Here is a 25,417-nt window from a genome sequence, read left to right on the forward strand (position 1 = left end):
TTGGATCAACAAGATCCTCTTGCAATTAACGTAGGTTGTAACCGATATACCTCTGGTTCCCCTTGTTCTTTTTCATTAATTTGCTTCATGAGTAATTTAACTGCCAGATTTGCCATTTCAATCATCGGTTGTGAAATGGTTGTGATGGATGGTGTGTAAAAACTAGCAAACGGCACGTCATCTATACCAATAACTGCGACATCTTCTGGGATTTTCAAATTATGTGTTTTTATATATTTCAATACTTCCATGAGTACGAAATCATTACCCGCAAGTATAGCCTCCGGTGGTGCTTCAAGCTCGAATAATTCTTTTAGAGCTGAAGGTATGGCATCCGAGTCAGCCGTCTTCACATAATCTGAGTTAACATCCAATTGATGATTCTCTAACGCACTTTTATATCCTTGAATTCGTTCAACCCGAGGACTAATATTCCTTATAATTGACGTAGTAATAATTGCGATTTTGTTGTAACCGCTTTCAACGAATTGAGTGACCGCAAGTTCCGCCGCTTTGATGTTATCAAGAAGCACAGTTTCAATCCCAAGATCAGCGATTGTCCTGTCCATAAAAACAAGTGGAAAGCCGGATTTTTTCATCCTTTTGTATAAGTCGATATTTCCACCTGTAGGAAATATGATTATCCCATCCACTTGCTTTGCCATTAGCATCTCGATATATTCTTTTTCCTTTTCAGGTTCATCATCTGCATTACAAACAATTATATGAAAACCTTGTTCGTAAAACTTGTTTTCAATCGCCCGGATAATATGAGTAGAGAACGAATGAAGAATATTAGCGACAATGACACCAACTGTAAATGTAGATTTTTGCGTTAAACTACGAGCTACTACGTTTGGGCGATAATCCAATTCTTCGACTGCCAATTCAATTCGTTCTCGTGTAAGCAAACTCATATACTCATACCGTTTATTTAAAAATTGAGAAACTGTACTCTTAGATACCCCTGCTAACTTTGCTACATCTGCAATAGTAATGTTCTTCAATTGATCCAACTCCATTTTTTAACTTTACACCATTATACACCGGAGTAGGCCATGAAGCCTCCATCTACTTGAATTGTTGTTCCTGTAACAAAACCAGAACACGATTCATCGACAAGAAACAGCATTGCACCAAGTAAATCTTCAGGTGTACCGAATCGCTTCATCGGAGTAGCTGCAATAATTTTAGTTGAACGTGCAGTATGGCTACCATCTTCATTGAGTAGCAAGCCTCGGTTTTGAGTTGTTAGGAAAAAACCAGGTGCAATTGCGTTTACTCTTAATCCTGTTTCTGCGAAGTGGACTGCTAACCACATCGTAAAATTATTAATAGACGCTTTCGCTGCACTATATGCTGGTACTTTCGTCAATGGTGTATAAGAACTCATGGATGAAAGATTTACTATTGAAGGTGTTTCTGATTTTAATAATTCTTTCCCGAATACTTGTGTTGCTAAAAAAGTACCGGTGAAGTTTGTAGAAAATACTTCAGAAAAACCGTTTTCATCCAGATCGAAGAAAGTTTTACCTTCTTCCTGTCCATCATAGATTTCTGGATCGGTTATCGCATCTGCATGATTGCCGCCCGCTCCGTTAATGAGCAAATCTACACGGCCAAATTGGATGATGATTTCCATCCTTGCATGTTCCAGTGAAGCTCTATCCAGCACATCCGCCGCAAATGCAATGGCTGTACCTCCAGCCTCTTTAATGCTGTCAACGATTTTCTGACCTTTTTCCGCATTACGATTCAGAATTGCGACTTTAACGCCTTGGCGCGCTAATTCACGCGCCATTTCTGAACATAAAACACCACTTCCACCTGTTATGACGGCTACCCGTCCATTTAGGTTGTTATGAATTGGAATCATGATGCACCATTCGATTTTTCAGTTTCATAGGCATCCCATAATCCTAGCAAATACATGATACCTAAAGCACGATCATACAATCCGTAACCTGGACGGCAAACTTCTCCCCAGATATGGCGACCATGATCAGGTCTGACGTATCCATCGTAGTTTTGCTTATTCAGCTCTTCAACAATACCTTTAATGTCAATCGAGCCATCTTGCGTATAATGGGATGTTTCTACGAAATCTCCGTTATCATAAATCTTCACATTACGGATATGTGAGAATGGAGCACGTGAAGCATATTTTTTCGCAACTTGTACCATATCATTATTCGGATTTGCTCCCATTGAGCCCGTGCACATCGTAAATCCATTTGACTCGGAATCCGAAATAGCAATTAGTTTTTCGTAACTTTCTGGGCCTGTTATGATGCGTGGCAGACCAAAGATTGACCAGGGTGGATCATCCGGGTGAATCGCCATTTTTATGCCGCAAGCCTCAGCTACAGGTAAAATCTCTTTCAAGAAAATCTCGAGATTTGCCCATAGTTGCTCTTCGTCAACTTGTTTGTATGCCTCAAATAGATCCGTAATTTTATCCAACTTCTCCGGTTCCCAACCAGGTAATGTCAAATCTGACGCTTCACTTACTGTACGGATTAACTCTTTTGGATCAAGACCGTCTACTTTTGCCTTTTCATAAAATAACGCAGTGGATCCGTCTTCCAATGGATGGAACATTTCCGTACGTGTCCAGTCAAATATCGGCATGAAATTGTAACAGATGACTTTGACACCGAACTCTGAAAGATTGCGGATTGTCTCTTTATAATTTTCAATGTATTTAGCGCGGTCTTCATTACCAATTTTGATAGCTTCATGAACATTTACACTTTCAACGACATCCGCATGAAATCCGTACGACTTGATATAATCGATTTCTTCTTTTATTTCTTCTTTTCCCCAAACTTCTCCAGCTGGCTTTTGATGCAACGCCCATACGATTCCTTTCGTACCAGGAATCTGTCTTATATGATCGAGTGTAACAGTGTCATTATCTCTTCCATACCAACGAAATGTAATATTCATTATGCCACTCCTTTTATTGTGCAATTTTGTTTATATATTGTTTACTAAGTTCCACTACTGCTTCGTAACCGCCAGATTTATACGCTTTATTCAAATCACTGCCGATTCCTACAGCAACTGCACCCGCAGCAAGCCAATCGTTGATATTATCCAGATTGATGCCGCCTGTCGGCATAATCTTCACTTGAGGTAACGGTCCGTTAACCGACTTAATAAATGAAGGCTTAAAGTCGTTGGCCGGGAACAATTTCAAGACGTCGCAACCTGATTCAAGTGCTTCCACCATTTCACGAATCGTCATACATCCCGGGAAATACGGAATGCCATAACGGTTGCAAATACGTGCAACGTCTTTATTGAAATGAGGACTTACGACGAACTTCGCACCAGCTAAAATGGCATGACGTGCAGTTTCAGGATCTAATACTGTACCTGCGCCTATTAGAAGGTCCTCATGTTGCAACTCTTCAAACACTTTTTGAACTTGTGGAGTTGTATACGTCAATTCGATTGCCCGAATACCGCCTTCAGCAGCTGCTTTTGACAACTGGATAGCTTCCTCTGCATTACTTCCGCGAATGACTGCCACAACTTTAGATGCCGCTATTTGTGCATGAGTCTCAAACTTCGTCATGATTCTCTAGCCTCCCTTAGTCAAATACAATAACTGCTTTTCGGACTTTATCTGGATTATTTTCAACAAATGTAAATGCTTCTTGCACATCTTCAAGCGCAAATGTATGTGTAATTAATCCATCGTGACGGATTTTTCCTGCGTTTAATAATTCCACAACTCTTGGCATTTGGTTCGTTTGCAATCTGGATCCAACAATGGTTATTTCTTTTTTTGTTATTAATAACTGTGGAATTTGAGCCGGTCTCTCATCGAAACCAAGCACAACGACCGTTCCAGCAGGAGACACAACTTCAATCCCCAGTTCGAATGTCATCGGTAGGCAGACTGCATCGATGACGACGTTCGCCCCTTCGCCTTGCGTCCACTCTTTCACGCGCTCTTGCACATTTTCCAACCCTACTTGAACTGTCACATCCGCTCCGTTTTCCCGTGCAAATGCCAGACGTTCTTCGCTTAAGTCAGTCATCATAACCGATGCACCTTGTAGTTTGGCGAATTTCAATATACAAATACCAATTGGCCCTGCCCCTTGGATAAGAACTGTATCACCTTGTCCTACTTGACCTCTCCATGTTGCTTGAGCTCCGATTGTGTAAGGCTCCGCCATAACAGCTTCGTTCCATTCAAGCGTCGAATCGATAACGTGAAGCTGCTTTTCAGGAAGAACGAAGTATTCTCTCATCCCGCCGTCTTCATGAACACCGAACACCGATAGCTGTTCACAGACATTCGGACGTCCTTTTCGACATGCGTAACATTCGCCGCAGTAACTAATCGGTTCCACGACGACATGGTCTCCGACTTTAAGCGTTGTGACACCCACTCCCGTCTCCACCACTTCGCCTGTTACTTCATGGCCGACTACTCGCGGCAATGTCGCAAGAGGATTCGTTCCGTGGTAGATATGCATATCAGATCCACATATCCCAACTCGCTTCGTTTTCACCAACACATCTGTTGCAGAAACAAGCTGCGGTTGTTCAACTTCATTGATGACAAGGTCAAACGCTTTCCTTACTTGTACAGCTTTCATCTTGTCCACCTTACCTTTCAATACCTTTTTCTTGTCGGATAAAAGGCAATACTTCTTCCAATAAAGGAAGCCCTTCATTGTCTCCGTACACAGTTGTAACAAGAGCCCCTACACCATTTGCCAATTCCAAACTCTCTTGCGGTGCAAATGAATTTAAATAAGCATAGATATAACCTGCATCGAACCCATCTCCTGCACCAACTGTGTCTACAGGATTAACTTTAAATGCTTCTTTTTCATACCAAGTACCATCTGTAAGAACCCTTGAGCCGTTTGCTCCATCTTTTATTACAAATTGGTTTATTTGAAAACGTTTCGCACAGTCGGTCAACGCTTCATCTGAAGAATCTTCAAGAATTAGCTCGATTTCATCGAGTCCTGTTAGCAAAATATCAACATACGGGAAAATCTCCATAAACGTTGCTCTTGCTTCTTCAATCGTCCACATTTTTAATCGTAAATTCGGATCAAATGACACCGGTATGCCAATTTCTTTCGCAATTTCAAGCACTTGTTTCACGATTTCAGCGTTTTTTGGATTTATCGATAAAAACACGCCTGAGAGATGAATCACATTAACGCCTTCAAACATGTCTTTCGAAATGTCTTCTGGTTCCATCGTAAGCATAGGTGACTGATGACGATAATAGAACGTCTTGCCCGAACCACCTTCTTGAATTTCTTTAAAGTTTAACGAGGTAGGATAGCCTTGCATAAGCTTGACATCCGATACATCGATTCCTTCGCTACGCGCAAAATTATAAATGACCCGTCCAAATTCATCATTGCCTAAACGACTCACCCATTTTGACTTCAGACCAAGGCGAGCACATCCTATTGCAAAATTCAACTCAGCTCCACCTACCTTACGAGAGAAACTTGTTACAAATCGTAAAGGGCCAGTCTCTGCTGGATTCATTGTAATAAGACCGTCACCAAGTGTTAGAACACTAAAATTTGAAGACATATAATTCCTCCTTTGTACAACTTCGAGCAAATATGTATTACTTATTTTTTGATAAATCGGTTTACTAAATCGGTTTATCAAATTATATAATGAAAAGGCTTACAAAATCAAGCATTAGTTTGTGAAATCTAAAAACTCGCTTTTTTTCCGATAGATTACGTCCAAACAGCTTGTAATTGCATGCAAAGATTCGCTAATTGAATCGGCACGCAAGCACTCCCTTTTAATTGAGCATTGAAAAAAGCATGACCCTCTTAGTCAGAGGATCATGCTTTTTTCGTGCTATACGTTGCTTACTATAGCTAATTTCTTATACGTTTACGCTAGTTTTACCGATTTCCGCAAGATATTTCTTTTCCTTGTCAGTTCAAATCGGCCTTCCCATTTAGACATTACAACAGCTGCTAGTGAGTTACCCACTACATTGACAACTGTTCTTGCCATATCTAGAATTCTGTCGATTCCTGCGATGAAGGCAAGACCTTCAACTGGAATCCCTACAGTTCCAAGTGTCGCCAGTAGGACAACGAAAGAAACTCCTGGTACACCCGCTATCCCTTTAGATGTAATCATAAGTACTACCATCAATGTGATTTGTTGCATAATACTTAATTCGATTCCATACATCTGCGCAATGAAAATCGCTGCGAGTGCTTGATAAAGCGTAGATCCATCTAGGTTAAATGAATAACCTGTCGGAATGACAAAGGAAACAATGTCTTTTGGACAACCGAATCTCTCCATCTTCTCCATCACTTTCGGTAATACCGTTTCAGAACTAGACGTGGTATAAGCTAACAATAATTCATCTTTCAACACTTGGATAAGATGGAAAACACTCGTCCCACACATTTTTGCAATAGCCCCTAAAACAACGACTATAAAGAACGCCATAACTGAGTACACTAGGATGAGTAATTTCCCTAGTGGAATTAAGGATTCCAGCCCGAATTTTGAAACTGTTACGCCGATTAAAGCAAACACGCCAAAAGGGGCAAACTTCATAATAATATTCGTTACCCAGAACATTGCATCTGCCGTTCCTTGGAAGAAAGCAAGTACTGGTTCACCCCTCTTACCAATTGCTGCAATCCCTAAACCGAATAGGACAGAGAAGAAAATAATAGCAAGCATATCGCCCTCTGCCATCGCTTGGATAATATTGCTCGGTACAATGTTTACAATAATGTCCATAAAGCCATGATTCGAAACTTCTTCAGTTGTTTGTACGTATTGCGAAATATCCCCTTTTTCCATTGTGGATATATCCAAACCTACGCCTGGTTTAAATATATTCGCTGCTAGTAATCCAACGATAATCGATGCGTTGACAATAAGTAGCGCATCAGATGCTCCGCGCTATTGCCGATGAACTCGAAGTATGGTTCTATTTTAATAATGCTAAATCCGATCGCAAATAATACATAATACACGAATGCTGGCAGGTGATTATGTAAACTTGTCCAAAAAGAAATAGTCTCATTCGTTAGATCGCCATAAAGACGAAAACAAACAACTGTTATTCCCGTGATGAAACCCGTTCGTATCATAGGAATGGAAGGTCGTATAAGAATAAGTAAAAAGAACGTAATACTTCCTAATCCGAAACGGAAATTCTCCCCGTTGAAAGGAATCACTTTAATTTCACTGGCAACCGCGGTCAATAATGCGATTACAACGTAAGAGACACCAGTGGTTCCAATACTATTTTTAAGTTTAGTTATAGACAACATTAATTTCTCCTTTTATGTCCTATCACACTTTTTGTTTACGTTTATTATCAACCTATTACTGCTATTTGAAATAAGGTGAATTTTACCACACCAAAAAAAGCCCACCTAATTCGTTTTTTTGACGTTGGTTATTTCTTCAATTTGCAGTTGTGTTTTTTTGTATTTTGGGAACACTAAAGCTTACTGGAGGAAATATAATGGCTCGCACTAATAGAATTTTAGTACCCGGTCCACAACAAGCGTCAGATCGATTGAAAGCGCGCGTCATACCAGTCCATCATTACGACAAGAATTAACCTGCACCTGCTAACTTAGATTTCGAAAGCACGGAGGAACTAGGTATTCCACTAGCGAAGGCCTGTAACGGAAAACTGACGTCGGAAAAGGCGGGGAAAGTTGTCGGATCTATTAGTGGTAATATAGCGCAAGAACAGATGAGGATGACGCAAGAACAAATGGCAAAGAAATGAATCTAACGCTTGTCCCGCAACCCATGGGATAGTGTATTAATTTCTTGGACGATTTACCACGTTTGTTGAATCGTTCCGTGCAATGAGTGGACACTCCATCTCGTTCGTTGGACACATTAATATTATGGTTAGACACTTCACCGCCTTCGTTGAACAGTTCGGTACAATGGTTGGACACTCTCCCCCGTTCGTTGGACACTTCAACATAACGGTTAGACTATTCGGTTACGAGGCATCTAGAAAAGCACCAGCCAAATCTCAGCCGGTGCAACCTTTTAAAACTTCGATCCAGTATCTCCAAACTCTTTGAGTAGTTCGCCAAAACTTTTGTTTTTCTCACGTTCTTTGCGTTCCTGACGCAGTTGCTCTTGACGTTCCTCTTCTTTCGTCTCCTCGGCAGCAGACAATGCCTTTTTTGCCGCTTTCAATTTTTCAAGAATATCATCATCAAGTGCATCGGAAAAAATCGAGCCTTCGTTTTCTCTTTTTTTCGGCTGTGGTGCGTTTTGTTTACGTTTTTTCGCCATTCTTTTCACCTACTTTCCTTTATGGTCGCGTAACGATAGTTGCGACGCCTTGTCCCCCACCTATGCATAGCGTGGCAAGTCCAGATTTCACATCACGACGTTTCATTTCATGAAGAAGCGTAACTAAGATGCGTGCCCCACTAGCGCCGATTGGATGGCCAAGTGCAATTGCACCACCATTGACATTAAGTTTTGACGCGTCAAATTCAAGTTCTTTGCCGACTGCAATTGACTGTGCAGCGAATGCCTCATTAGCTTCAATTAAATCAATTTCGGATAGTTGCATATTTGCTTTTGTGAGTGCTTTTTTAACTGCTTCCACAGGACCCAGACCCATAATAGAGGGATCTACACCTGCATTACCATTAGCTACGATTGTTGCCAATGGCGTCAGGCCAAGTTCGTCTGCTTTTTCTTTCGACATTATAACGAATGCTGCTGCACCGTCGTTAATGCCCGAAGCATTTCCTGCTGTTACACTGCCATCTTTTTTGAATGCCGGTCGCAATTTACCGAGCTTGTCTGCAGTTGTTCCAGCTTTAACGTATTCATCTTTATCGAAAAGGATAGGATCGCCTTTACGCTGTGGAATTTCAATCGCAACGATTTCTTCTGAGAAAGTCCCGGCTTCGATTGCTGCCGCCGCTTTTTGTTGTGATGCTGCTGAAAATGCATCTTGCTCTTCACGTGTAATTGAATAATTATCACAAAGATTTTCCGCAGTGATGCCCATATGATAATCATTAAATGCACACCAAAGTCCATCTGAAATCATACTGTCTATAATTTTTTGGTCCCCCATTTTAAAACCTTCTCGGCCATTCTTCATTATGTATGGGGCTTGACTCATATTCTCCATACCGCCTGCAACAATAATATCCGCATCTCCTGCAATAATTGCTTGACGTGCAAGATGCACAGCTTTCAAACCAGAACCGCATACTTTGTTAATTGTCAAAGTCGGAACGGTAACAGGTAGCCCCGCTTTGATGGCAGCTTGCCGCGCCGGGTTTTGTCCGAGCCCTGCTTGCAATACATTACCCATGATAACTTCGTCAACGTTCTCAGGCGCCACCCCAGCGCGTTTTAATGCCTCTTTGATGACTATTGCACCAAGATCTGTTGCCGGTATATCTTTTAATGAACCTAGAAACGATCCAATTGCAGAACGAACTGCACTGATGATTACGACTTCTTTTGACATAACTTTCTCCCCATTCCCTTTTTTAGGTTGCCTGTATATGCATCCCTTCATTACAATATACTAGAGGAGGGATGATATGTTCATTTTACCAAACAACGTTACAATTATCGAGGTCGGACCACGCGATGGGCTACAAAACGAAAAGAAACATGTCGATGAAAACGACAAGCTAGCATTTATTGAAGCTTTACAAGGTGCTGGCATTCTCGAAATGGAGTTGACTTCGTTTGTATCACCAAAATGGGTACCGCAAATGGCGGATGCAAAAACAATTGTAGAAAAGTCAAAAAAAGTCGGTAGACAATTTGTCCTTGCACCGAATGACAAAGGTGCAGAGCTTGCAATTGAAGCGGGTGCTCAAAGTATTGCTGTGTTCGTTGGGGTGAGCAATACATTTAACATGAAAAATATTAATCGTTCAACAGACGATAGCGTCGATGCGCTTGAATCCGTATTTGCGAAATTAAAAATAAATGGCATTTTTATTCGTGTTTGTATTTCAACTGCGTTTTATTGTCCGTATGAAGGGAAGATAGGGATAGAGGATGTTGTCGCACTTTGTAAACGATTTGTCGCTATGGGAGCGCATGAACTGAGTGTTGCGGATACGATTGGAAAAGCAAATCCCCGTGAAAGTTATGAGTTGTTTAAGACGTTAAAGGAGGAGTTTCCCGACGTACTGTTGACAGCTCATTTCCACGATACGCGTAAAATGGCGATAGCAAATATTTTTGCTGCGATGCAAGCGGGGATCGACCGTTTCGATACGTCTGCAGGCGGCTTAGGAGGCTGTCCATTCGCTCCTGGAGCAACAGGTAATGTAGCAACGGAAGATGTAGTTAGCATGCTCGATACGCTCGGCATCGAAACCGGTGTTGACGTAAATAAAGTTTGTCAAGCAGTCCAAGTGATTGCGCCGCATGTATCACGGCCAATTGATACAGGTATGTACAGATTGTTCGAAAACAATCGACTGTAAAAGGAGTTGAGTGGTTTGAAACGGCGGGTTCTTTATATAACCGGTGTAATTTCCAGTGTTATTACAGCGTTACTGACAATCTTCGGATTTCTCGCAACGAATCGGCTGATGTTTTTAAAAATGAAGGATTCCGAATTTATTTTGGAACGTGAAATTATTTCGAAACGATTTGATGAACATTGGTATCAAACAGTGCGTAAAGATGATATTTGGATTGAGTCACCAAACGGTTATCTATTGAAAGCGATATTTCTGAAACCACTTGAAACGGCAAAAACAGTGATTGTCTGCCATGGTGTAACAGAAAATAAAATCAATTCGATAAAATATGCCCGTCTTTTTGAACGGCTTGGCTATAATTCTGTCGTCTATGATCATCGGCGGCATGGGGACTCTGGAGGAAAAACGACGAGTTTCGGTTTTTATGAAAAGACTGATTTACAGGTAATTGTCCATGCAATACGCGAACGCATCGGAAAGCGAGCATTGCTTGGTATCCACGGCGAGTCAATGGGGGCTGCAACGACTATATTATATGCGGGGACATTTGTGGATGAAGCAGATTTTCATATCGCCGATTGCCCATTTTCAGATTTTTCTGAACAGATTCTTCATATTTTGCGAAAAAACACGCCTATCCGAACAGCGATGGCGCTAAGAATTGCGAATGTTTTCCTCAAAATGCGTGATGGCTATACCTTGAACCTGGTCTCTCCCAGAGAAGTCGTCAAAAATATTTCAAAACCCGTCCTTTTCATACACAGTATGGAAGATGATTTCATACTCCCCTATATGACAGTGGAATTGTATGAAGCGAAAAAAGGCGACAAAATGTTGAAGCTCTTTCAAAAGGGCGCTCATTCCAAGTCGTTCAATGATAATCCGGTACAATACGAAAAAACTGTACAGGAATTCCTAGATCGGTTCGGATTTAGAAATTAAAAAAACCATCTATTATAAGCTATCGAACCGCCCCCCGAATTTCGGACACCTTGAAAAAGACCCGATATTCGGGATTTTTATATACAAATATGGTATTTCTCGTCCTCGACCAATCATATACTCGTGCGAACCAAACATATACGCCTCTCGACCAATCATATACTCGTACGAACCGATCATAAACACCTCTCGACCAATCATATACTCGTGCGAACCGATCATAAACACCTCTCGACCAATCATATACTCGTACGAACCGATCATAAACACCTCTCGACCAATCATATACTCGTGCAAACCGATTATATACGCCTCTCGACCAATCATATACTCGTGCAAAACGATCATAAACACCTCTCGACCAATCGTATACTCGTGCGAACCGATCATAAACACCTCTCGACCAATCATATACTCGTGCGAACCGATCATAAACGTAGCTCGACCAATCATATCGCTAAGCGTTAACTTATATTTAACAAGAAATCCAATAAATCTCCAGGCAACAAAAAAACCATCTTCCCTGTCAAGTCTTTAACAGAAAAAATGGCTTATTAAGTGATTGGTATAAAGTTTAAGTAATCCGAGTAAATTTCAAGTGAAAGAGTAACCTATGTATGAAACCTTGCAGGCTTTCCTTTTCACGAATCCTTTACAACCCCAGTAATATCGGGTATCAAATAATTACTTTTTAACCTTTTTTTCCTTTTTGTCACTTACTTTGTTCATTTGGTTCATCATTTGATTGATTTTTTTCTGCGAGGGTTTTTGCCCCATTTGCATCATCATCATACGTAACATCTCTTCATTAATCGGCGGGTTATCTTTCAAATATTTCATCATATATTGACGTGCAATGAAAAATCCGAGGGCCACACCTGCTAATAGCGCGACGATGATCAAAACGATCCACCATACAGTAGTCATCCGCTATACCTCCTCTACTTCAGTTATTCGATTTTACTCTAACATGATGGATTATACAACATTGCACTAGTGAATAGCAATGGACCTATATTAAATAATCTAATCAACGCATAATAGAGTTTCCCACTTCATACAATTTGAACAGACAAATAGACCCTAATTGTAAGGTTTGGGCCATTTTTGTCTGTCCATATTATTACTATTTCAAAGATATGTAGCTTCTTCGTATGCACGAAAATCCGTTGTTTTAACTGGTTTCAGCCATCCCCATTCCCCATAACCGTCCATGACAGCGAAGAAACGATCAGCCGCCCCAGATAATGCAACAAACAAATCTAAATCCAGCATGCGGGATCCGTCACAAAATACATTAAGTGAATACGATGAAAGCGAGATATGGATAGATCCTTTGACAGGATGCGTCAATTTGTATTCCCCATTTCGGGATTCAATCGACGTGAATCCTTCGCCTAGGTTTGCAATAATAGCTTCATCAATCATTTTTTCTTCAAGCCTGTCACATAAGTAATGTACTTCAGGCATACAATTATTCTTCTGCTCGTCTTCTTTTAAAAGGTCATACAAAAGCCGTTCACGTCCAATGATGAATGGCTGGTACATTTCTTTCACTTTATATATTCCGTATGATCGCAATATCACCACCCCCTAAAGATAATCCTACATGGTTTGATTTAAAAAGGGTGTCATATTGCGGAATAGAACAGCACTTTTATTGTCGGAAAATATGGATAACTGAAGATTCTGTCAAGATATTCAAAAAAGCAGTCCGTTTGTCAAAAACTCCTCGACAAACGGGACTGCTTCATTTTTTTAGTTATTGATTAACATTTTCACAGTAGCAAGAACATTGTCCTCTGTGAAACCGAATTCTTTGATGACAGTATCTCCAGGTGCACTTGCCCCGAATGTGTCAATCGCAATAATTGCGCCTTCGTCACCAACGTATTTATGCCAACCTAATGAAACGCCCATCTCGATACCAAGACGTTTTTTTACTTCTTTCGGTAATACATTTTGTTTGTACGCATCGTCTTGCTTCTCGAACAAATCCCATGAAGGCATAGAAACTACAGCAACATCGATCCCTTCAGCTAACAATTTCGATTGCGCAGATACTGCTAGGCTTACTTCTGAACCAGTCGCAATTAAAATTGCATCTGCTTGTTTTTTGTTTGCAGGAGATACGATGTAAGCCCCTTTTTTAACACCTTCCATAGCAAGTTCAGCTGACTTCGGAAGGACAGTCAAATTTTGACGAGACAATACAAGTGCAGTTGGCGAATTCTTCGATGACACTGCAATATTCCATGCAGCTGCAGTCTCGTTTGCGTCAGCCGGACGAATAACCGATAATCCTGGCATTGCACGAAGTGCAGCAAGATGTTCAACCGGTTCATGTGTTGGACCGTCTTCACCAACCGCTACGCTGTCGTGTGTGAAGACGTATGTGACCGGTATACCCATAAGTGCTGAAAGACGAATTGCAGGACGTACGTAGTCGCTGAACACGAAGAACGTTCCACCGAATACATGTAATCCGCCGTGCAAAGTCATTCCATTTAACGCTGTTCCCATTGCAAACTCACGAACACCGAACCAAATATTACGGCCAGAATAATTGGTAGCAAGGAAATCTCCTGCTGCCTTAATTGTTGTCTTGTTAGATCCTGCAAGGTCGGCACTACCACCAAAGAACGAAGGAAGCTGCTTAGCAATTGCATTGATAGCGTCACCGGAAGCAGAACGTGTCGCGTGAGATGAACCCGCTTCATACGATGGCAAGGATTTTTCGAATCCTTCAGGCAGTTTACGCTCAATTGCATCTTTCAATTGCTTCGCAAGATCCGCATGTGACGTTTCATATTTTTCAAATAGGTCGTTCCATTCCTGTTCTTTTTGCGCGCCCAATTTCTCAGCTGCTTCTTGGAATGTTTCATAGACGCCTTCAGGAACATGGAAATCTTCTTCCAATGTCCATTTATAGTATTCTTTTGTCAATTTCATTTCATCTTCACCAAGAGGCATACCGTGAGCATCCGATTTTCCGGATCTGTTTGGTGATCCGTAACCAATGACCGTTTTAACTTCGATCATTGTCGGACCTCCGACATTACCTTTAGCTTCTTCAATCGCTGTTGAAACAAGGTCAATGTTGTTACCGTCTTCAACACGGATGTAATTCCAGCCATATGATTCAAAACGTTTACGAATATTTTCAGAGAACGACATATCAAGTTCACCATCTAGTGAAATATCATTGCTATCATATAGGACAATCAGTTTACTTAACTGCAAGTGACCCGCAAGTGAAATCGCTTCAGCAGCAACGCCTTCCATTAGATCACCATCACCACAAAGAGCATATGTGTAATGGTCTACAACGTCAAAGCTTGGTTGATTGTACGTTGCAGCAAGGTGTTGTTCTGCCATTGCCATTCCGACTGCCATTCCGATACCTTGTCCAAGTGGGCCAGTAGTTGCTTCGACGCCGACTGTATGACCGTATTCGGGATGTCCTGGTGTTTTAGAGTTCCATTGTCTGAAGTTCTTGATTTCATCCATCGGAAGTCCGTATCCGCCAAGATGAAGCAAGCTGTATAGAAGCATCGAGCCGTGTCCTGCCGAGAGTACGAAACGGTCACGGTTAAACCACTGCGGATTTGAAGGGTTGTGATGCATATGTTTCGTCCAAAGCGTATAAGCCATCGGAGCTGCTCCCATTGGTAAGCCTGGGTGTCCGGAATTCGCTTTTTCGATTGCGTCAATAGAGAGTGTACGGATTGTGTTAATGGCTAGCTGATCAATCTGTTTAGTCATTGTGTACATCCTTCCCGTCATATGTATTTATCTACATATCTTATTTTAGACACTTCATGCAGTGAATGCAAAGCTCAGTTTAAATATTTGCCGTTACGTGTGTCTTTCACTTTGTCTGGTGTCACATCGTTGCCCTCAGGATCAAGTACTTTGACGTGTTCAATTGTGTCACGCATCGACGAACGGAATGTCTCAAGATATTCTTTTCGTAGTTGTGTCTGTTCTTTTGCCTCTTCAATCGACAGACCAGATGTCTTAGATTTTTTTGAAAGTTCATTAATGCGTTTGATTTTGTCAGCTGATAGCATATAATTTCCTCCATTTAGTTTATGAATACAAACGTATACAAAAAGTGCAGAAAGTGCAATGAATCAGCCTTCCTGCTCAATCTCATATTCTTTATACCTACGATGTACGGTCGCTTTACTGATATCATGTCCAAGCCCTTTCAAGACACCAGTAATTTCTTCATAAGTCAGTCCTTTGTCCCTTAGCGAAACGATTTCAGTTATCGGCACTTCAATCCGCTCGCGTCCTTCTGCGTTGCCCCTGTTTTTTAAATTCTCTTCAGGGCGATAGCCTTCTCTTACTGCACGCTTCATGCCCCTTTTTATTTTGGCGTTGTGCATTTTACGCTGATATTCTTCGACGATAGCTAAAATTTCAAGTAACATTGTGTCCATTTCGTTGAGTGCTATTGGTCCGCTATCATTATGCGAATAAATCGCCGTGTCTGTTTTTGCTAGTAGATGCAAAAGCGCCATTCGTGCATTTCCACGTCCAAGTCTTGTTTCGTCTTGGATTAGGATTGCATGGACTTCCTCATCACGGATAAAATCCAGAAGACTTAGAAGCCCCTCACGGTCGATGTCATAACCGCTATGCTTGTCTTTAAACGTTGCGACATGATCGAGACTAAGCTCAGATGCCAAGTCCATAAGCTCCTCTTCCTGCCTCACTAGCGACATTTCCTGCGTTTCTTTCTCAGTGCTCACCCTGCAATAGATGACACATTTTTTATTGCGTCCAATCATCGGTTAACACCCGCCAGTAATGTATTATTTTTCTCCACAGCCCGTACAGCAGGTAAGAGCAAATCTTCACCTTTTTTAATTGTAGCAGAGGGCAGGTCATTCAATTTTATCACTTCTTTAATCCATTTATCTGCAGACATGTTTTCGGAGTGATGATTAGCGAGACCCCAAAGCGTATCCCCTTCAGAAATCGTGATTTTCGTAACTGTTTGTTCATTGCCGTATTTACTTGAACCTATGATTGCAAAACCCATACATAAAACGATAATAAGTACAACATAGCTATTATTTTTTATAAAATTCATCATTATCCCCCTTGCGAATGTCCGTTCGGAATACCTGTTCTGATTATAGGAAATGAAAAAGAGATTGTCAACACTTATTCGAACCTGTGTTTGCCAATTTTACAGGAGACTGATATAATGAATCTATTGAAATAACTAGCTTGTCCGGAATCTATTTAACGTCTTTCGGAGGTTGTCAGAATATAAGGTGAGAGGTGAATGAAATGAAAAAAATTTCGAAGAGACAAGAAGATATTTTGTCTTTCATTAAATCAGAAGTTAAGAAAAAAGGTTACCCACCGTCCGTGAGGGAAATTGGCGAGGCTGTCGGTCTAGCATCAAGTTCAACTGTTCACGGGCATCTAGCTCGATTGGAAAGCAAAGGTTTCATTAGAAGAGATCCGACAAAACCGAGAGCAATTGAAGTGCTTGATCCTGAAGGGTTAGAAACATTGAAACCGGGTGTTCTTCATGTACCTCTTGTCGGCAAAGTTACTGCCGGTCTTCCAATTACAGCTATTGAAAACATCGAAGAGTACTTCCCACTGCCTGAATCTTTTGGTACATCGGAGGACAATCTGTTCATGCTTGAAATAGTTGGGAACAGTATGATTGAAGCAGGAATCTTGAACGGCGATTACGTCGTTGTTAAACAACAACAGACAGCTAATAATGGTGAAATTGTCGTCGCAATGACCGAAGATGATGAAGCAACAGTGAAACGGTTCTTTAAAGAAAAAGATTATTTCCGCCTGCAACCTGAAAATGCTTCAATGGATCCTATCATTCTTGATAACGTATCGATTCTTGGCAAAGTAGTTGGCGTTTATCGTATGATTCATTAATTTCAGAATGCAAAAGGCTGTTTCCTTCACTCGAAGGAAACAGCCTTTTTTTTGTTGAAGAATTATCATCACAGTTAGTTAAATTTATTTTCCTATCAAATTTTCTCTAACTAATTTACTGATAGATGACAGAACAGCCACTTTTACATGCTCGTATGTGAGGCCACCTTGTACATAAGCCGTATAAGGCGGTCTGATTGGGCCATCTGCAGTTAGCTCGATGCTGGAGCCTTGGATGAATGTCCCTGCGGCCATGATGACATCGTCTGTGTAACCAGGCATATATGACGGTTCAGGCGCGTAATGCGAATTGATAGGCGAGTTCTCTTGAATCGAGCGGCAGAATGCAATCATTTGATCCGCATTTTCAAAAGACACTGATTGTATTAAATCCGTTCTTTTTGCTGTGTAATGTGGTGATGTATTGAGTCCATAACTTTCAAGGAGTGCGGCCGTGAAAAGAGCTCCTTTCACAGCTTGGCTGACAACGTGCGGGGCCAGGAAAAATCCTTGGTACATTTCTCGCAGCGTGTCAAGCGATGCTCCCGCCTCCGCCCCAAGACCTGGTGAAGTCATTCGGTATGCACACTTTTCAACAAGATCAGCACGACCGGCGATATATCCACCCGTTCTTGCGAGTCCGCCACCTGGGTTTTTAATGAGGGATCCTGCCATTAGGTCGGCCCCCACTTGCGTTGGTTCTTTCTCTTCGACAAATTCGCCGTAACAATTATCTACAAAGACAATGAGTTCAGGGTTGATTGCTTTCACTTTACGAATCATTTCACCGATTTCATCCACCATGAAAGACGGACGATCCGAGTAGCCTTTCGACCGCTGAATACCAATCATTTTGGTTTTTGGATGAATATTTTCCGCAATTTCCTCAAAGTTGACCGAACCGTCTTCATTCAAATCAATATGTTTGTAAGTGATGCCGTAATCATGAAGTGAACCCGTGTCTTTCCCTTTTCCAGAAACGATTGAATCCAAAGTATCATAGGGTTTCCCTGTAATGTAAAGCAGTTCATCACCCGGCCTAAGAATCCCGAAAAGACTAATTGAAATTGCATGGGTTCCCGATATTATCTGGTTGCGTACGAGACAATCTTCTGCTCCAAAAACCTCTGCATAGACTTGTTCCAGCACGTCACGTCCAGCATCGTCATAGCCATAGCCTGTTGAACCGGTCAAATGAAAATCACTCACCGTATTTTTACGGAATGCCTTTAGCACTTTCCGTTGATTGTAAAAAGCAGTTTTTTCTACACCTTTGAAATAGGGCGCAAGTTTCTCTTCTATTTTTTCAGCATCTTCAAATAACAAGTCGTCTTGTTCTGCAAACATGATTCGTATTCCTCTTTTCATTAAATAGTCACTTCATTATCTTATCAGTCTGTTCGTAGAGGTCAATGTTTACAGGGGCCACATTGATAATTTATGAATACCTGTTAGAATTCTAAAGGATATATTGAATGGGGGAAGTAAGTTGGCTTGGGACGTTTTTAGCTTTATCGGTACTGCAGCATTTGCCATTTCGGGCGCAATTGTTGCAATGGAAGAAGAATACGATATTTTTGGCGTTTATATATTGGGTATTGTTACTGCATTTGGCGGTGGCGCTGTTCGTAATGTCTTAATAGGTGTCCCTGTCTCCGTTTTATGGGATCAGCAATTTTTATTTCTTGTTGCAAGTATATTGATAACCATTATTTTCTTTTTCTCTAGATATCTTCTTGCACATTGGATTAGATGGGGTAATTATTTTGATGCTATTGGATTGGCTGCGTTCGCCATTCAAGGTGCCATGCTGGCTATATCACTGAATATGTCGCTTTACGCAATAATGGTTGCAGCAGTCCTGACTGGAGCCGGCGGCGGAGTCATTCGCGACCTTCTAGCAGGTAGAAGACCTCTGATATTCAAACGAGAAATCTACGCAGTGTGGGCTGCGATCGCAGGTTTACTTGTCGGCCTTGGCCTATTCAAAAGCGATCTTGCACTTTATGCATTGCTTGTAATGACTGCCGGTCTCCGTATTCTTTCACTGATCTTCCACTGGAAACTACCTAACGGAAAAATTCATTAAGAAAAGCGTAAAGCGTTTGGACCCTAAACATAAACAAAAGCGGAACAAGGATTTTACTCCCTGTTCCGCTTTTGTTTACGTCTAAACTACAGCGCTTCTAAACGGGCGCTTCCGCTTTTGATTACTCTGTTTCGTCTTTTAAAATAACCGGTTTTGTTGGGACATATGTTGAAATCGCATGCTTGTAAATAAGTTGCTGTTTACCGTCTGATTCTAGCAAGACAGTGTAATTATCATACGATTTAATAAGTCCTTTCAGCTGAAAACCATTCAGTAAGAATACCGTTACAAATGTGTTATTCTTTCGCAACGAGTTTAAAAAAGTTTCTTGCATGTTAACCTGTTTCATACGCCGAATCCTCCAGTTGTCATAGCTATATTTCTATTGCTCCACTTACTTTATTCGACTTGGATGTTCAAATTCCTTCAATATTTCCAAAATTCTATTTAAAATTCCGTTTGTACCCAGTTCTGCATCGAACCAGGAGATATCCAGTTTGTTACGGAAATAGGTCATTTGCCGTTTTGCATAGTTACGCGTGTTTTTCTTAATTAAGTCAACAGCCTCTTCTTTTTCTAATTTTCCCTCCATGTATAGATGAAGTTCTTTATAACCAATAGCCTGCACAGACTGCATGCTTCGAATTCCTTCATCCCATAGCTTTTCAGCTTCCTCTAAAAGACCTTTTTCCATCATCAAATCAACGCGTCGATCGATTCGTTCATAAAGTACGTCACGGTCCATTTCAAGACCGACGATGAGATGATCATAAAGAGGTGCGTGTCCCGCATCGTCTTCGTGATCATCTTTCGTTTTTCCTGTCACTTCAATGATTTCAAGCGCCCGAACAAGCCGGCGATGATTGTTTGGATGAATTTTTTCAGCACTCACTGGATCAAGCTCGACAAGTTTATCATACAGGTATGCGGCCCCTTTTTCGGCCAATTCCAACTCCAAGCGTTTTCTTACTACGAGATCTGCCGCTTCTTCCGTAAAGCGGAAATCAAACAATACCGATTGTATGTATAAACCGGTCCCCCCCGCGATAATCGGTGTTTTTCCACGTCCCTGGATATCTTTAATCCAATTACGGACATTCGTTTGGTATTCGGCGACAGAAAAAGGTTCATTCGGTTCTTTCACATCAAACAAATGATGGGGAATGCCTCCCATTTCTTCCACGGTAATTTTTGCAGTCCCAATATCAAGACCTTTGTACACTTGCATCGCATCACCGTTAATGACTTCCCCACCGATTATTTTGGCGAGTTCGACACTTAAAGCCGTCTTCCCGGATGCTGTCGGTCCAACGATTGCAATCACTTCTGGATAATTAGTCAATTTTCCCAATCCAATCATATACAGCTTTGAAGACGTGATGTCGATTCTTTTCGTGAAGCATTTCGTGCCTACCGCCTTCGAACAGCATAACCGTCACATTCTTCAAACCCGCGTTATCGTATTGCTTTGCTACTTCCCAAACACCCTTCCCATTGTTACCTACCGGGTCTTCATTACCGGAAATAAGTAAAATAGAAAGTTTTTCAGGAACTTTTTTCACTTCATCATTATCATGAATTACTCCAAGTCCTTTGAATAAATCCGCAAAAAATTGCGTTGTAGGAACTGTCCCACAAGCCGGATCAACAATGTACTTCTCAACAGCCTCGGTATCTCTAGACAGCCAGTCGAACGGAGTTTTAGGTTGCTGTACCGATTTATTGAAGCCGCCAAAAACGAGTTTATTCAAAAAATTATCAGGCTGATCAAAGCCATTTTTCTTTCCGCGTATATAAGCCGCTGCTTGCCCTGCAAAACGGCTAGCTCCAGGGTCTCCACCCGTCCCTGAAAAGATCGCCAAATCGACTTCGCTTCCGTGGAGCTGGACATACCTTCGTGCAACGAATGATCCCATACTATGGCCAAACAGTATAAAACGCGGTGATGGATATTGTTCGCGAAGTTTCGAAATAATTTCGTATGCGTCCTGAACAACGTGGTCAAATCCGTTTTCATCGGCAAAATGGCCTTTAATCCCATTCATTTTAGCTGTCTTCCCATGTCCCCGGTGATCGTGTCCAGAAACGATATAGCCCTTCGCTACGAGGTATTCTGCAAATTCTTCGTACCTGCCAATGTGTTCAGCCATGCCGTGAAGAAGATGGATATGCCCTACCGGTTTCCCCTCAGGTTTCGTCACAACTGCATGGGTTAAAAAACCGTCTGTCATTTCTATTGTCGCTTCCCTCATTAACGTACACCATCCTTCACTTTTGCATCAGTAATTTGACGTTCGAGTTCATGTAAATGACGTATTTTTTCATCCTAGCTGTAATTAAGAAGGTGTGCCATATAGTGTGTGACCGATTCATTAAACAGTTCAACTTGGTGCATATTAAAATAAAAATCCCGTTGTCATTGTTTCAATCGTTTGCCGTACATCGTGCGTTCGGTATTCAATATAACCGCCTCCACCAAGAAGGCCGTCCCTTTGAAATAGTGATGCCACCATCTATGTCTAGAACGCCAAATTGATAGTCTCACAAGAACTGTTTTACTTTCGGTCTTGTAATGGCTGCTAACTTACGTCCCCGACTACTTGTCAAGGTTTAAAAATACGTGTAGCTTCTACCGCTTTTTTCCATCCTGTATATAGTCGATCACGTTCATCCACTTTCATTAGAGGTGAATAGGTTGTTTCTTTTGTCCATAACGTTTCAACGTCTTCCAGTGTTCCAAAGAATCCTGTTGCAATGCCCGCGAGATATGCAGCACCGAGAGCTGTTGTTTCATGGTATTTCGAAAGCTCAACATCCCCTTGCAGTAAGTCACTTTGGAATTGCATTAGAAATGTGTTCTCTACTGCACCCCCATCTACTCGCAGAACACCGATATCCATACCAGCATCCTTTTCCATTGTGAGCAGGACATCCTTTGATTGGTAAGCGAGCGCTTCAACAGTTGCCCGTATGAAATGTTCTTTCTCTGTCCCACGTGACAACCCGAAGATAGCCCCTCGCGCTTCAGAGTCCCAGTATGGTGTTCCAAGGCCAACGAATGCAGGAACGACATACACACCATCTGAGGATGCTACACGAGTTGCATACGCTCCAGTTTCGGAGGCCTTCTTAATCATTCTTAGTCCGTCTCGAAGCCATTGAATAGCAGAACCAGCAACAAACACACTACCTTCTAGCGCATACGTCACTTTCCCGTCCAACCCCCATGCAATTGTTGTTAAAAGACCATTTTCTGACCGCACCATCTGATCGCCCGTATTGAGGAGCATGAAACAGCCAGTCCCATACGTATTTTTCGCCATCCCTTTATGAAAACATGCCTGACCGAAAAGCGCACATTGCTGATCGCCTGCAGCGCCCGCAATTGGGATTTCAGCACCGAAAAAGACAGACTTAGCTGTTGTTGTGTAAATTTCTGATGAAGAGCGGACTTCTGGAAGCATCGATTCTGGAACTTGCAGAAGTTCACATAATTCAGTGTCCCATTTCAAATCAGCAATATTGTATAACATCGTCCTTGATGCATTTGAATAATCCGTTACATGCGCCGCCCCACCTGATAACTTCCAGATAAGAAACGAATCGATTGTGCCGAATAATAATCCCCCTTTTTCAGCCCGCTCCCGTGTCCCTTCAACATTGTCGAGGATCCATTTCACTTTTGATGCTGAAAAATAGGGATCTAACTTTAGACCTGTCTTATCCTGAATCATTTTTTCGTGACCCGCTTCTGCTAGATCATCAATGATTTCTTGAGATTGCCTCGATTGCCAGACGATTGCATTATAAACAGGCTGACCTGTCTTTTTATCCCACACGACGGTTGTTTCTCGTTGGTTCGTAATCCCAATGCTATCAATATCTTCAGTACCACTGCTACTTTCCGCCAAAACCGAACCAATAACCGATAGAACAGAACCCCAAATTTCACTGGCATTATGCTCGACCCAACCTGGCTTCGGATAAATTTGTTTGAATTCCCGTTGTGAAGAATGAACAATATCACCTTTTCTATCGAATAGAATTGCACGTGTACTCGTGGTTCCTTGATCGATTGCAAGTATATATTTCCCCATTCTTACTCCTCCTCCTACATCACTCGTTTGAACATTTTTTCAATTTCATACGTCGTGAAATGAATAAGCACTGGTCTGCCGTGCGGACAAGTAAAAGGATTCTCGGCTTCTGCAAGATCGTTCAGGAGCCTCTCCATGTCCGCGAGTGTCAAATGATGATTCGCTTTGATAGAACGCTTGCAACTCATCATTATGGCAGCTTCTTCACGCAGTTTTCCAATATCGACTTTACGTGTGGTCAACACTTGTTCAATAATATCTTCGATAATAGCTGTCTCTTCTCCTGCAGGGAACCAGGAAGGATATTCCTTCACCGCATAGGAAGAAGGTCCAAACTCCTCTAGAAAAATACCGACTTCTTGTAATAGATGCATGTTTTCTTCGATTTTCATTTTCTCGTCTGCCGAGTAATGAAACATAAGAGGAATCAGTAGCATTTGCCGTTCTCCATTATCTGTCTCACTCAATTTATCTCTGAAAAATTCATACTTTATTCTTTCTTGCGCTGCGTGCTGATCAATCATGAAAAAACCGTCTTCATTTTGCGCAACAATATAGGTTCCATGGACCTGTCCAACCGGCGCTAGGGCTGGAAAGTTTTTTTCTAACTCCCGCTGTTCTTCTACGTCCGGAACATGCGATGGTTCATTTTCTGTCCACGGTGTTCGATTCGTTGGTTCATTTACTGTCAACGGCGTTCGATCCACTGATTCATTTTCAGAAAGTTCATATGGTTGGTACTCAGGTTTTTCTAGCGGTGTCATCAATGGTGCTGTGACTGGTGCAGGTCTTTCCTTTCGGAATTGACTCCACATGTTTACTTGTTCAGATTGATTTTTCTTAGCAGGTTCTTTTTTTATAGCGTCTGGAACGATTGTGTTTTTCCGGATAGCCTTCTGGACCGATTCTTTAATGAGCGCCAGCAACTCGCCCTCTTTACTCATGCGGATATGTTGTTTCGAAGGATGCACGTTGACGTCTGTCAAATAGGGATCCCCTTCAATATTGATAACTGAAATTGGAGATCTTCCTATCGGCAAATACGTGTGGAATGCATCTAGAATCGCATGATTTATCGCATTGCTTTTTACCCATCTACCATTAACGATTAACGTCATATAGTTTCTTGAAGCGCGTGTCATTTCAGGTAATGTTACATGACCTGAAACGCTGTAATCCGCATTCTCTCCCGCGAAGCTTACCATTTTACGAGCGACAGCTATGCCGTATATATCTGACAAAACACGGCGTTGATCTCCACTTCCCGATGTTTGCAATAGCACTTGACTGTAATGCGAGAGTTTAAATGCGATTGTGGGATGGCTAAGTGCAAGCCGATTTACGAGATCGATTGTATGACCCAGTTCTGTCTGGATTGTTTTCATATATTTTAGGCGTGCAGGCGTATTGAAAAATAATTGGGAAACAGTAATGTCCGTCCCTTTGCGGAATGCCGCATTATCATGTTTAACAAGTCGGCCCCCGTCAATTTGGACTTCTGTGCCTTCCGTTTCACCGTCGGAAGTCCACATAATTATCTTGGACACGGATGCAATACTTGCAAGTGCTTCTCCCCGGAAACCAAGTGTCCGGATTCGAAACAGGTCATGGTCATTCGATATCTTACTCGTTGCATGCCGCTCAAATGCTTGAACAGCATCTTTCCTGGACATTCCATTGCCGTTATCTGTTACACGGATTGTCATGAGTCCGGCTTCCTCGAGAGCAATTTCAATTACAGTACTTTCTGCATCAATCGCATTTTCAACAAGCTCTTTCACGATGGAAGCAGGACGTTCGACGACTTCGCCCGCAGCGATTTTATTGGACAGAGTATCGTCCATCACTTTGATGATGTCTAT

The 25,417-nt window shown here is 41.7% G+C and carries 26 protein-coding genes and 2 pseudogenes; 5 read left to right on the top strand and 23 right to left on the bottom strand.

What is annotated here, in order from left to right:
* Nucleotides 1–5: 5 nt before the first annotated feature.
* The 8 genes and pseudogenes from FQ087_RS09385 to FQ087_RS09420 form a co-directional block, all read right to left on the bottom strand.
* Complete coding sequence (locus FQ087_RS09385; protein WP_149580187.1) at nt 6–1,007, bottom strand: LacI family DNA-binding transcriptional regulator; 1,002 nt, start codon at nt 1,005–1,007, stop codon at nt 6–8.
* 32 nt (nt 1,008–1,039) lie between these two features.
* Entirely contained in the window at nt 1,040–1,876 is an 837-nt protein-coding gene (locus FQ087_RS09390) for an SDR family oxidoreductase (protein ID WP_149580188.1), read from the bottom strand.
* Entirely contained in the window at nt 1,873–2,949 is a 1,077-nt protein-coding gene (gene uxuA / locus FQ087_RS09395) for a mannonate dehydratase (protein WP_149580189.1), read from the bottom strand. The genes FQ087_RS09390 and uxuA overlap by 4 nt, the downstream gene beginning before the upstream one ends.
* Nucleotides 2,950–2,962: 13 nt before the next feature.
* Entirely contained in the window at nt 2,963–3,583 is a 621-nt protein-coding gene (locus tag FQ087_RS09400; protein WP_149580190.1) for a bifunctional 2-keto-4-hydroxyglutarate aldolase/2-keto-3-deoxy-6-phosphogluconate aldolase, read from the bottom strand.
* Nucleotides 3,584–3,599: 16 nt separating this feature from the next.
* The gene (locus FQ087_RS09405) at nt 3,600–4,619 is read right to left on the bottom strand and encodes a zinc-binding alcohol dehydrogenase family protein (protein ID WP_149580191.1); all 1,020 of its coding nucleotides are present in this window, start codon (nt 4,617–4,619) and stop codon (nt 3,600–3,602) included.
* Nucleotides 4,620–4,629: 10 nt separating this feature from the next.
* Nucleotides 4,630–5,586, bottom strand: coding sequence for a sugar kinase (locus FQ087_RS09410; RefSeq protein ID WP_149580192.1), 957 nt, complete (start codon nt 5,584–5,586; stop codon nt 4,630–4,632).
* A 318-nt stretch (nt 5,587–5,904) separates the two neighbouring features.
* A pseudogene (locus FQ087_RS09415) lies at nt 5,905–6,906 on the bottom strand (cation:dicarboxylate symporter family transporter); the annotation flags it as partial.
* Nucleotides 6,888–7,316 carry a hypothetical protein gene (locus FQ087_RS09420; protein ID WP_149580194.1) on the bottom strand — a complete coding sequence of 143 codons (429 nt, stop codon included), beginning with the start codon at nt 7,314–7,316 and terminating at the stop codon, nt 6,888–6,890. The gene FQ087_RS09420 and the pseudogene FQ087_RS09415, both read right to left, overlap by 19 nt.
* Before the next feature lie 332 nt (nt 7,317–7,648).
* Between FQ087_RS09420 and FQ087_RS23355 the strand changes: the two are divergent.
* Nucleotides 7,649–7,789 (top strand): annotated as a pseudogene (locus FQ087_RS23355) (alpha/beta hydrolase); the annotation flags it as partial.
* Between the two features lie 275 nt (nt 7,790–8,064).
* On the opposite strand, the gene FQ087_RS09430 reads toward FQ087_RS23355, so the two are convergent.
* Together FQ087_RS09430 and FQ087_RS09435 are read right to left on the bottom strand one after the other, a co-directional pair.
* On the bottom strand, nt 8,065–8,316 hold the full coding sequence (locus tag FQ087_RS09430; RefSeq protein WP_149580195.1) for a DUF3886 domain-containing protein: 252 nt from the start codon (nt 8,314–8,316) through the stop codon (nt 8,065–8,067).
* A 19-nt stretch (nt 8,317–8,335) separates the two neighbouring features.
* Nucleotides 8,336–9,520 carry an acetyl-CoA C-acetyltransferase gene (locus FQ087_RS09435; protein ID WP_149580196.1) on the bottom strand — a complete coding sequence of 395 codons (1,185 nt, stop codon included), beginning with the start codon at nt 9,518–9,520 and terminating at the stop codon, nt 8,336–8,338.
* Between the two features lie 76 nt (nt 9,521–9,596).
* Here FQ087_RS09435 and FQ087_RS09440 point away from each other — a divergent pair, with 76 nt between their 5' ends.
* Together FQ087_RS09440 and FQ087_RS09445 are read left to right on the top strand one after the other, a co-directional pair.
* Nucleotides 9,597–10,499: a hydroxymethylglutaryl-CoA lyase gene (locus FQ087_RS09440; RefSeq protein WP_149580197.1), complete on the top strand. Its 903-nt coding sequence runs from the start codon at nt 9,597–9,599 to the stop codon at nt 10,497–10,499.
* Nucleotides 10,500–10,514: 15 nt separating this feature from the next.
* Nucleotides 10,515–11,441 (top strand): alpha/beta hydrolase, encoded by a 927-nt coding sequence (locus FQ087_RS09445; protein WP_149580198.1) that lies wholly within the window; start codon nt 10,515–10,517, stop codon nt 11,439–11,441.
* 12 nt (nt 11,442–11,453) lie between these two features.
* On the opposite strand, the gene FQ087_RS09450 is transcribed toward FQ087_RS09445, so the two are convergent.
* From FQ087_RS09450 to yneA, 7 genes are all read right to left on the bottom strand, one after another.
* Nucleotides 11,454–11,831, bottom strand: a complete 378-nt coding sequence (locus FQ087_RS09450) for a hypothetical protein (protein WP_149580199.1) — start codon at nt 11,829–11,831, stop codon at nt 11,454–11,456.
* A 294-nt stretch (nt 11,832–12,125) separates the two neighbouring features.
* Entirely contained in the window at nt 12,126–12,368 is a 243-nt protein-coding gene (locus FQ087_RS09455; protein WP_149580200.1) for a YneF family protein, read from the bottom strand.
* A gap of 204 nt (nt 12,369–12,572) precedes the next feature.
* Nucleotides 12,573–13,022, bottom strand: coding sequence for a sporulation inhibitor of replication protein SirA (gene sirA, locus FQ087_RS09460; protein ID WP_149580201.1), 450 nt, complete (start codon nt 13,020–13,022; stop codon nt 12,573–12,575).
* 177 nt (nt 13,023–13,199) lie between these two features.
* Nucleotides 13,200–15,206: a transketolase gene (tkt, locus tag FQ087_RS09465; protein ID WP_149580202.1), complete on the bottom strand. Its 2,007-nt coding sequence runs from the start codon at nt 15,204–15,206 to the stop codon at nt 13,200–13,202.
* A 74-nt stretch (nt 15,207–15,280) separates the two neighbouring features.
* Complete coding sequence (locus FQ087_RS09470) at nt 15,281–15,514, bottom strand: DUF896 domain-containing protein (RefSeq protein WP_149580203.1); 234 nt, start codon at nt 15,512–15,514, stop codon at nt 15,281–15,283.
* 63 nt (nt 15,515–15,577) lie between these two features.
* On the bottom strand, nt 15,578–16,240 hold the full coding sequence (locus tag FQ087_RS09475; protein ID WP_149580204.1) for a YneB family resolvase-like protein: 663 nt from the start codon (nt 16,238–16,240) through the stop codon (nt 15,578–15,580).
* Complete coding sequence (yneA, locus tag FQ087_RS09480; protein ID WP_149580205.1) at nt 16,237–16,545, bottom strand: cell division suppressor protein YneA; 309 nt, start codon at nt 16,543–16,545, stop codon at nt 16,237–16,239. The genes FQ087_RS09475 and yneA overlap by 4 nt, the downstream gene beginning before the upstream one ends.
* A 203-nt stretch (nt 16,546–16,748) precedes the next feature.
* Here yneA and lexA point away from each other — a divergent pair, with 203 nt between their 5' ends.
* Nucleotides 16,749–17,369 (top strand): transcriptional repressor LexA, encoded by a 621-nt coding sequence (gene lexA / locus FQ087_RS09485; protein ID WP_149580206.1) that lies wholly within the window; start codon nt 16,749–16,751, stop codon nt 17,367–17,369.
* Nucleotides 17,370–17,453: 84 nt separating this feature from the next.
* On the opposite strand, the gene FQ087_RS09490 is transcribed toward lexA, so the two are convergent.
* The gene (locus FQ087_RS09490; RefSeq protein ID WP_149580207.1) at nt 17,454–18,716 is read right to left on the bottom strand and encodes a methionine gamma-lyase family protein; all 1,263 of its coding nucleotides are present in this window, start codon (nt 18,714–18,716) and stop codon (nt 17,454–17,456) included.
* Nucleotides 18,717–18,858: 142 nt separating this feature from the next.
* On the opposite strand from FQ087_RS09490, the gene FQ087_RS09495 reads away from it, so the two are divergent.
* Nucleotides 18,859–19,458: a trimeric intracellular cation channel family protein gene (locus tag FQ087_RS09495; RefSeq protein ID WP_149580208.1), complete on the top strand. Its 600-nt coding sequence runs from the start codon at nt 18,859–18,861 to the stop codon at nt 19,456–19,458.
* Between the two features lie 121 nt (nt 19,459–19,579).
* Here the strand turns inward: FQ087_RS09495 and hfq are convergent, their stop codons facing one another.
* The 5 genes from hfq to mutL form a co-directional block, all read right to left on the bottom strand.
* Nucleotides 19,580–19,807 (bottom strand): RNA chaperone Hfq, encoded by a 228-nt coding sequence (gene hfq / locus FQ087_RS09500; RefSeq protein ID WP_067211068.1) that lies wholly within the window; start codon nt 19,805–19,807, stop codon nt 19,580–19,582.
* A gap of 45 nt (nt 19,808–19,852) precedes the next feature.
* Nucleotides 19,853–20,800, bottom strand: a complete 948-nt coding sequence (gene miaA / locus FQ087_RS09505; protein ID WP_255452193.1) for a tRNA (adenosine(37)-N6)-dimethylallyltransferase MiaA — start codon at nt 20,798–20,800, stop codon at nt 19,853–19,855.
* The gene (locus FQ087_RS09510; protein WP_149580210.1) at nt 20,793–21,710 is read right to left on the bottom strand and encodes an alpha/beta hydrolase; all 918 of its coding nucleotides are present in this window, start codon (nt 21,708–21,710) and stop codon (nt 20,793–20,795) included. Before FQ087_RS09510 ends, miaA begins: the two co-directional genes overlap by 8 nt.
* A 351-nt stretch (nt 21,711–22,061) precedes the next feature.
* Nucleotides 22,062–23,555, bottom strand: a complete 1,494-nt coding sequence (gene glpK / locus FQ087_RS09515) for a glycerol kinase GlpK (RefSeq protein WP_149580211.1) — start codon at nt 23,553–23,555, stop codon at nt 22,062–22,064.
* Nucleotides 23,556–23,569: 14 nt separating this feature from the next.
* Entirely contained in the window at nt 23,570–25,417 is a 1,848-nt protein-coding gene (gene mutL / locus FQ087_RS09520) for a DNA mismatch repair endonuclease MutL (protein ID WP_149580830.1), read from the bottom strand.

This window comes from Sporosarcina sp. ANT_H38, assembly GCF_008369195.1.
Taxonomy (GTDB): Bacteria; Bacillota; Bacilli; order Bacillales_A; family Planococcaceae; genus Sporosarcina.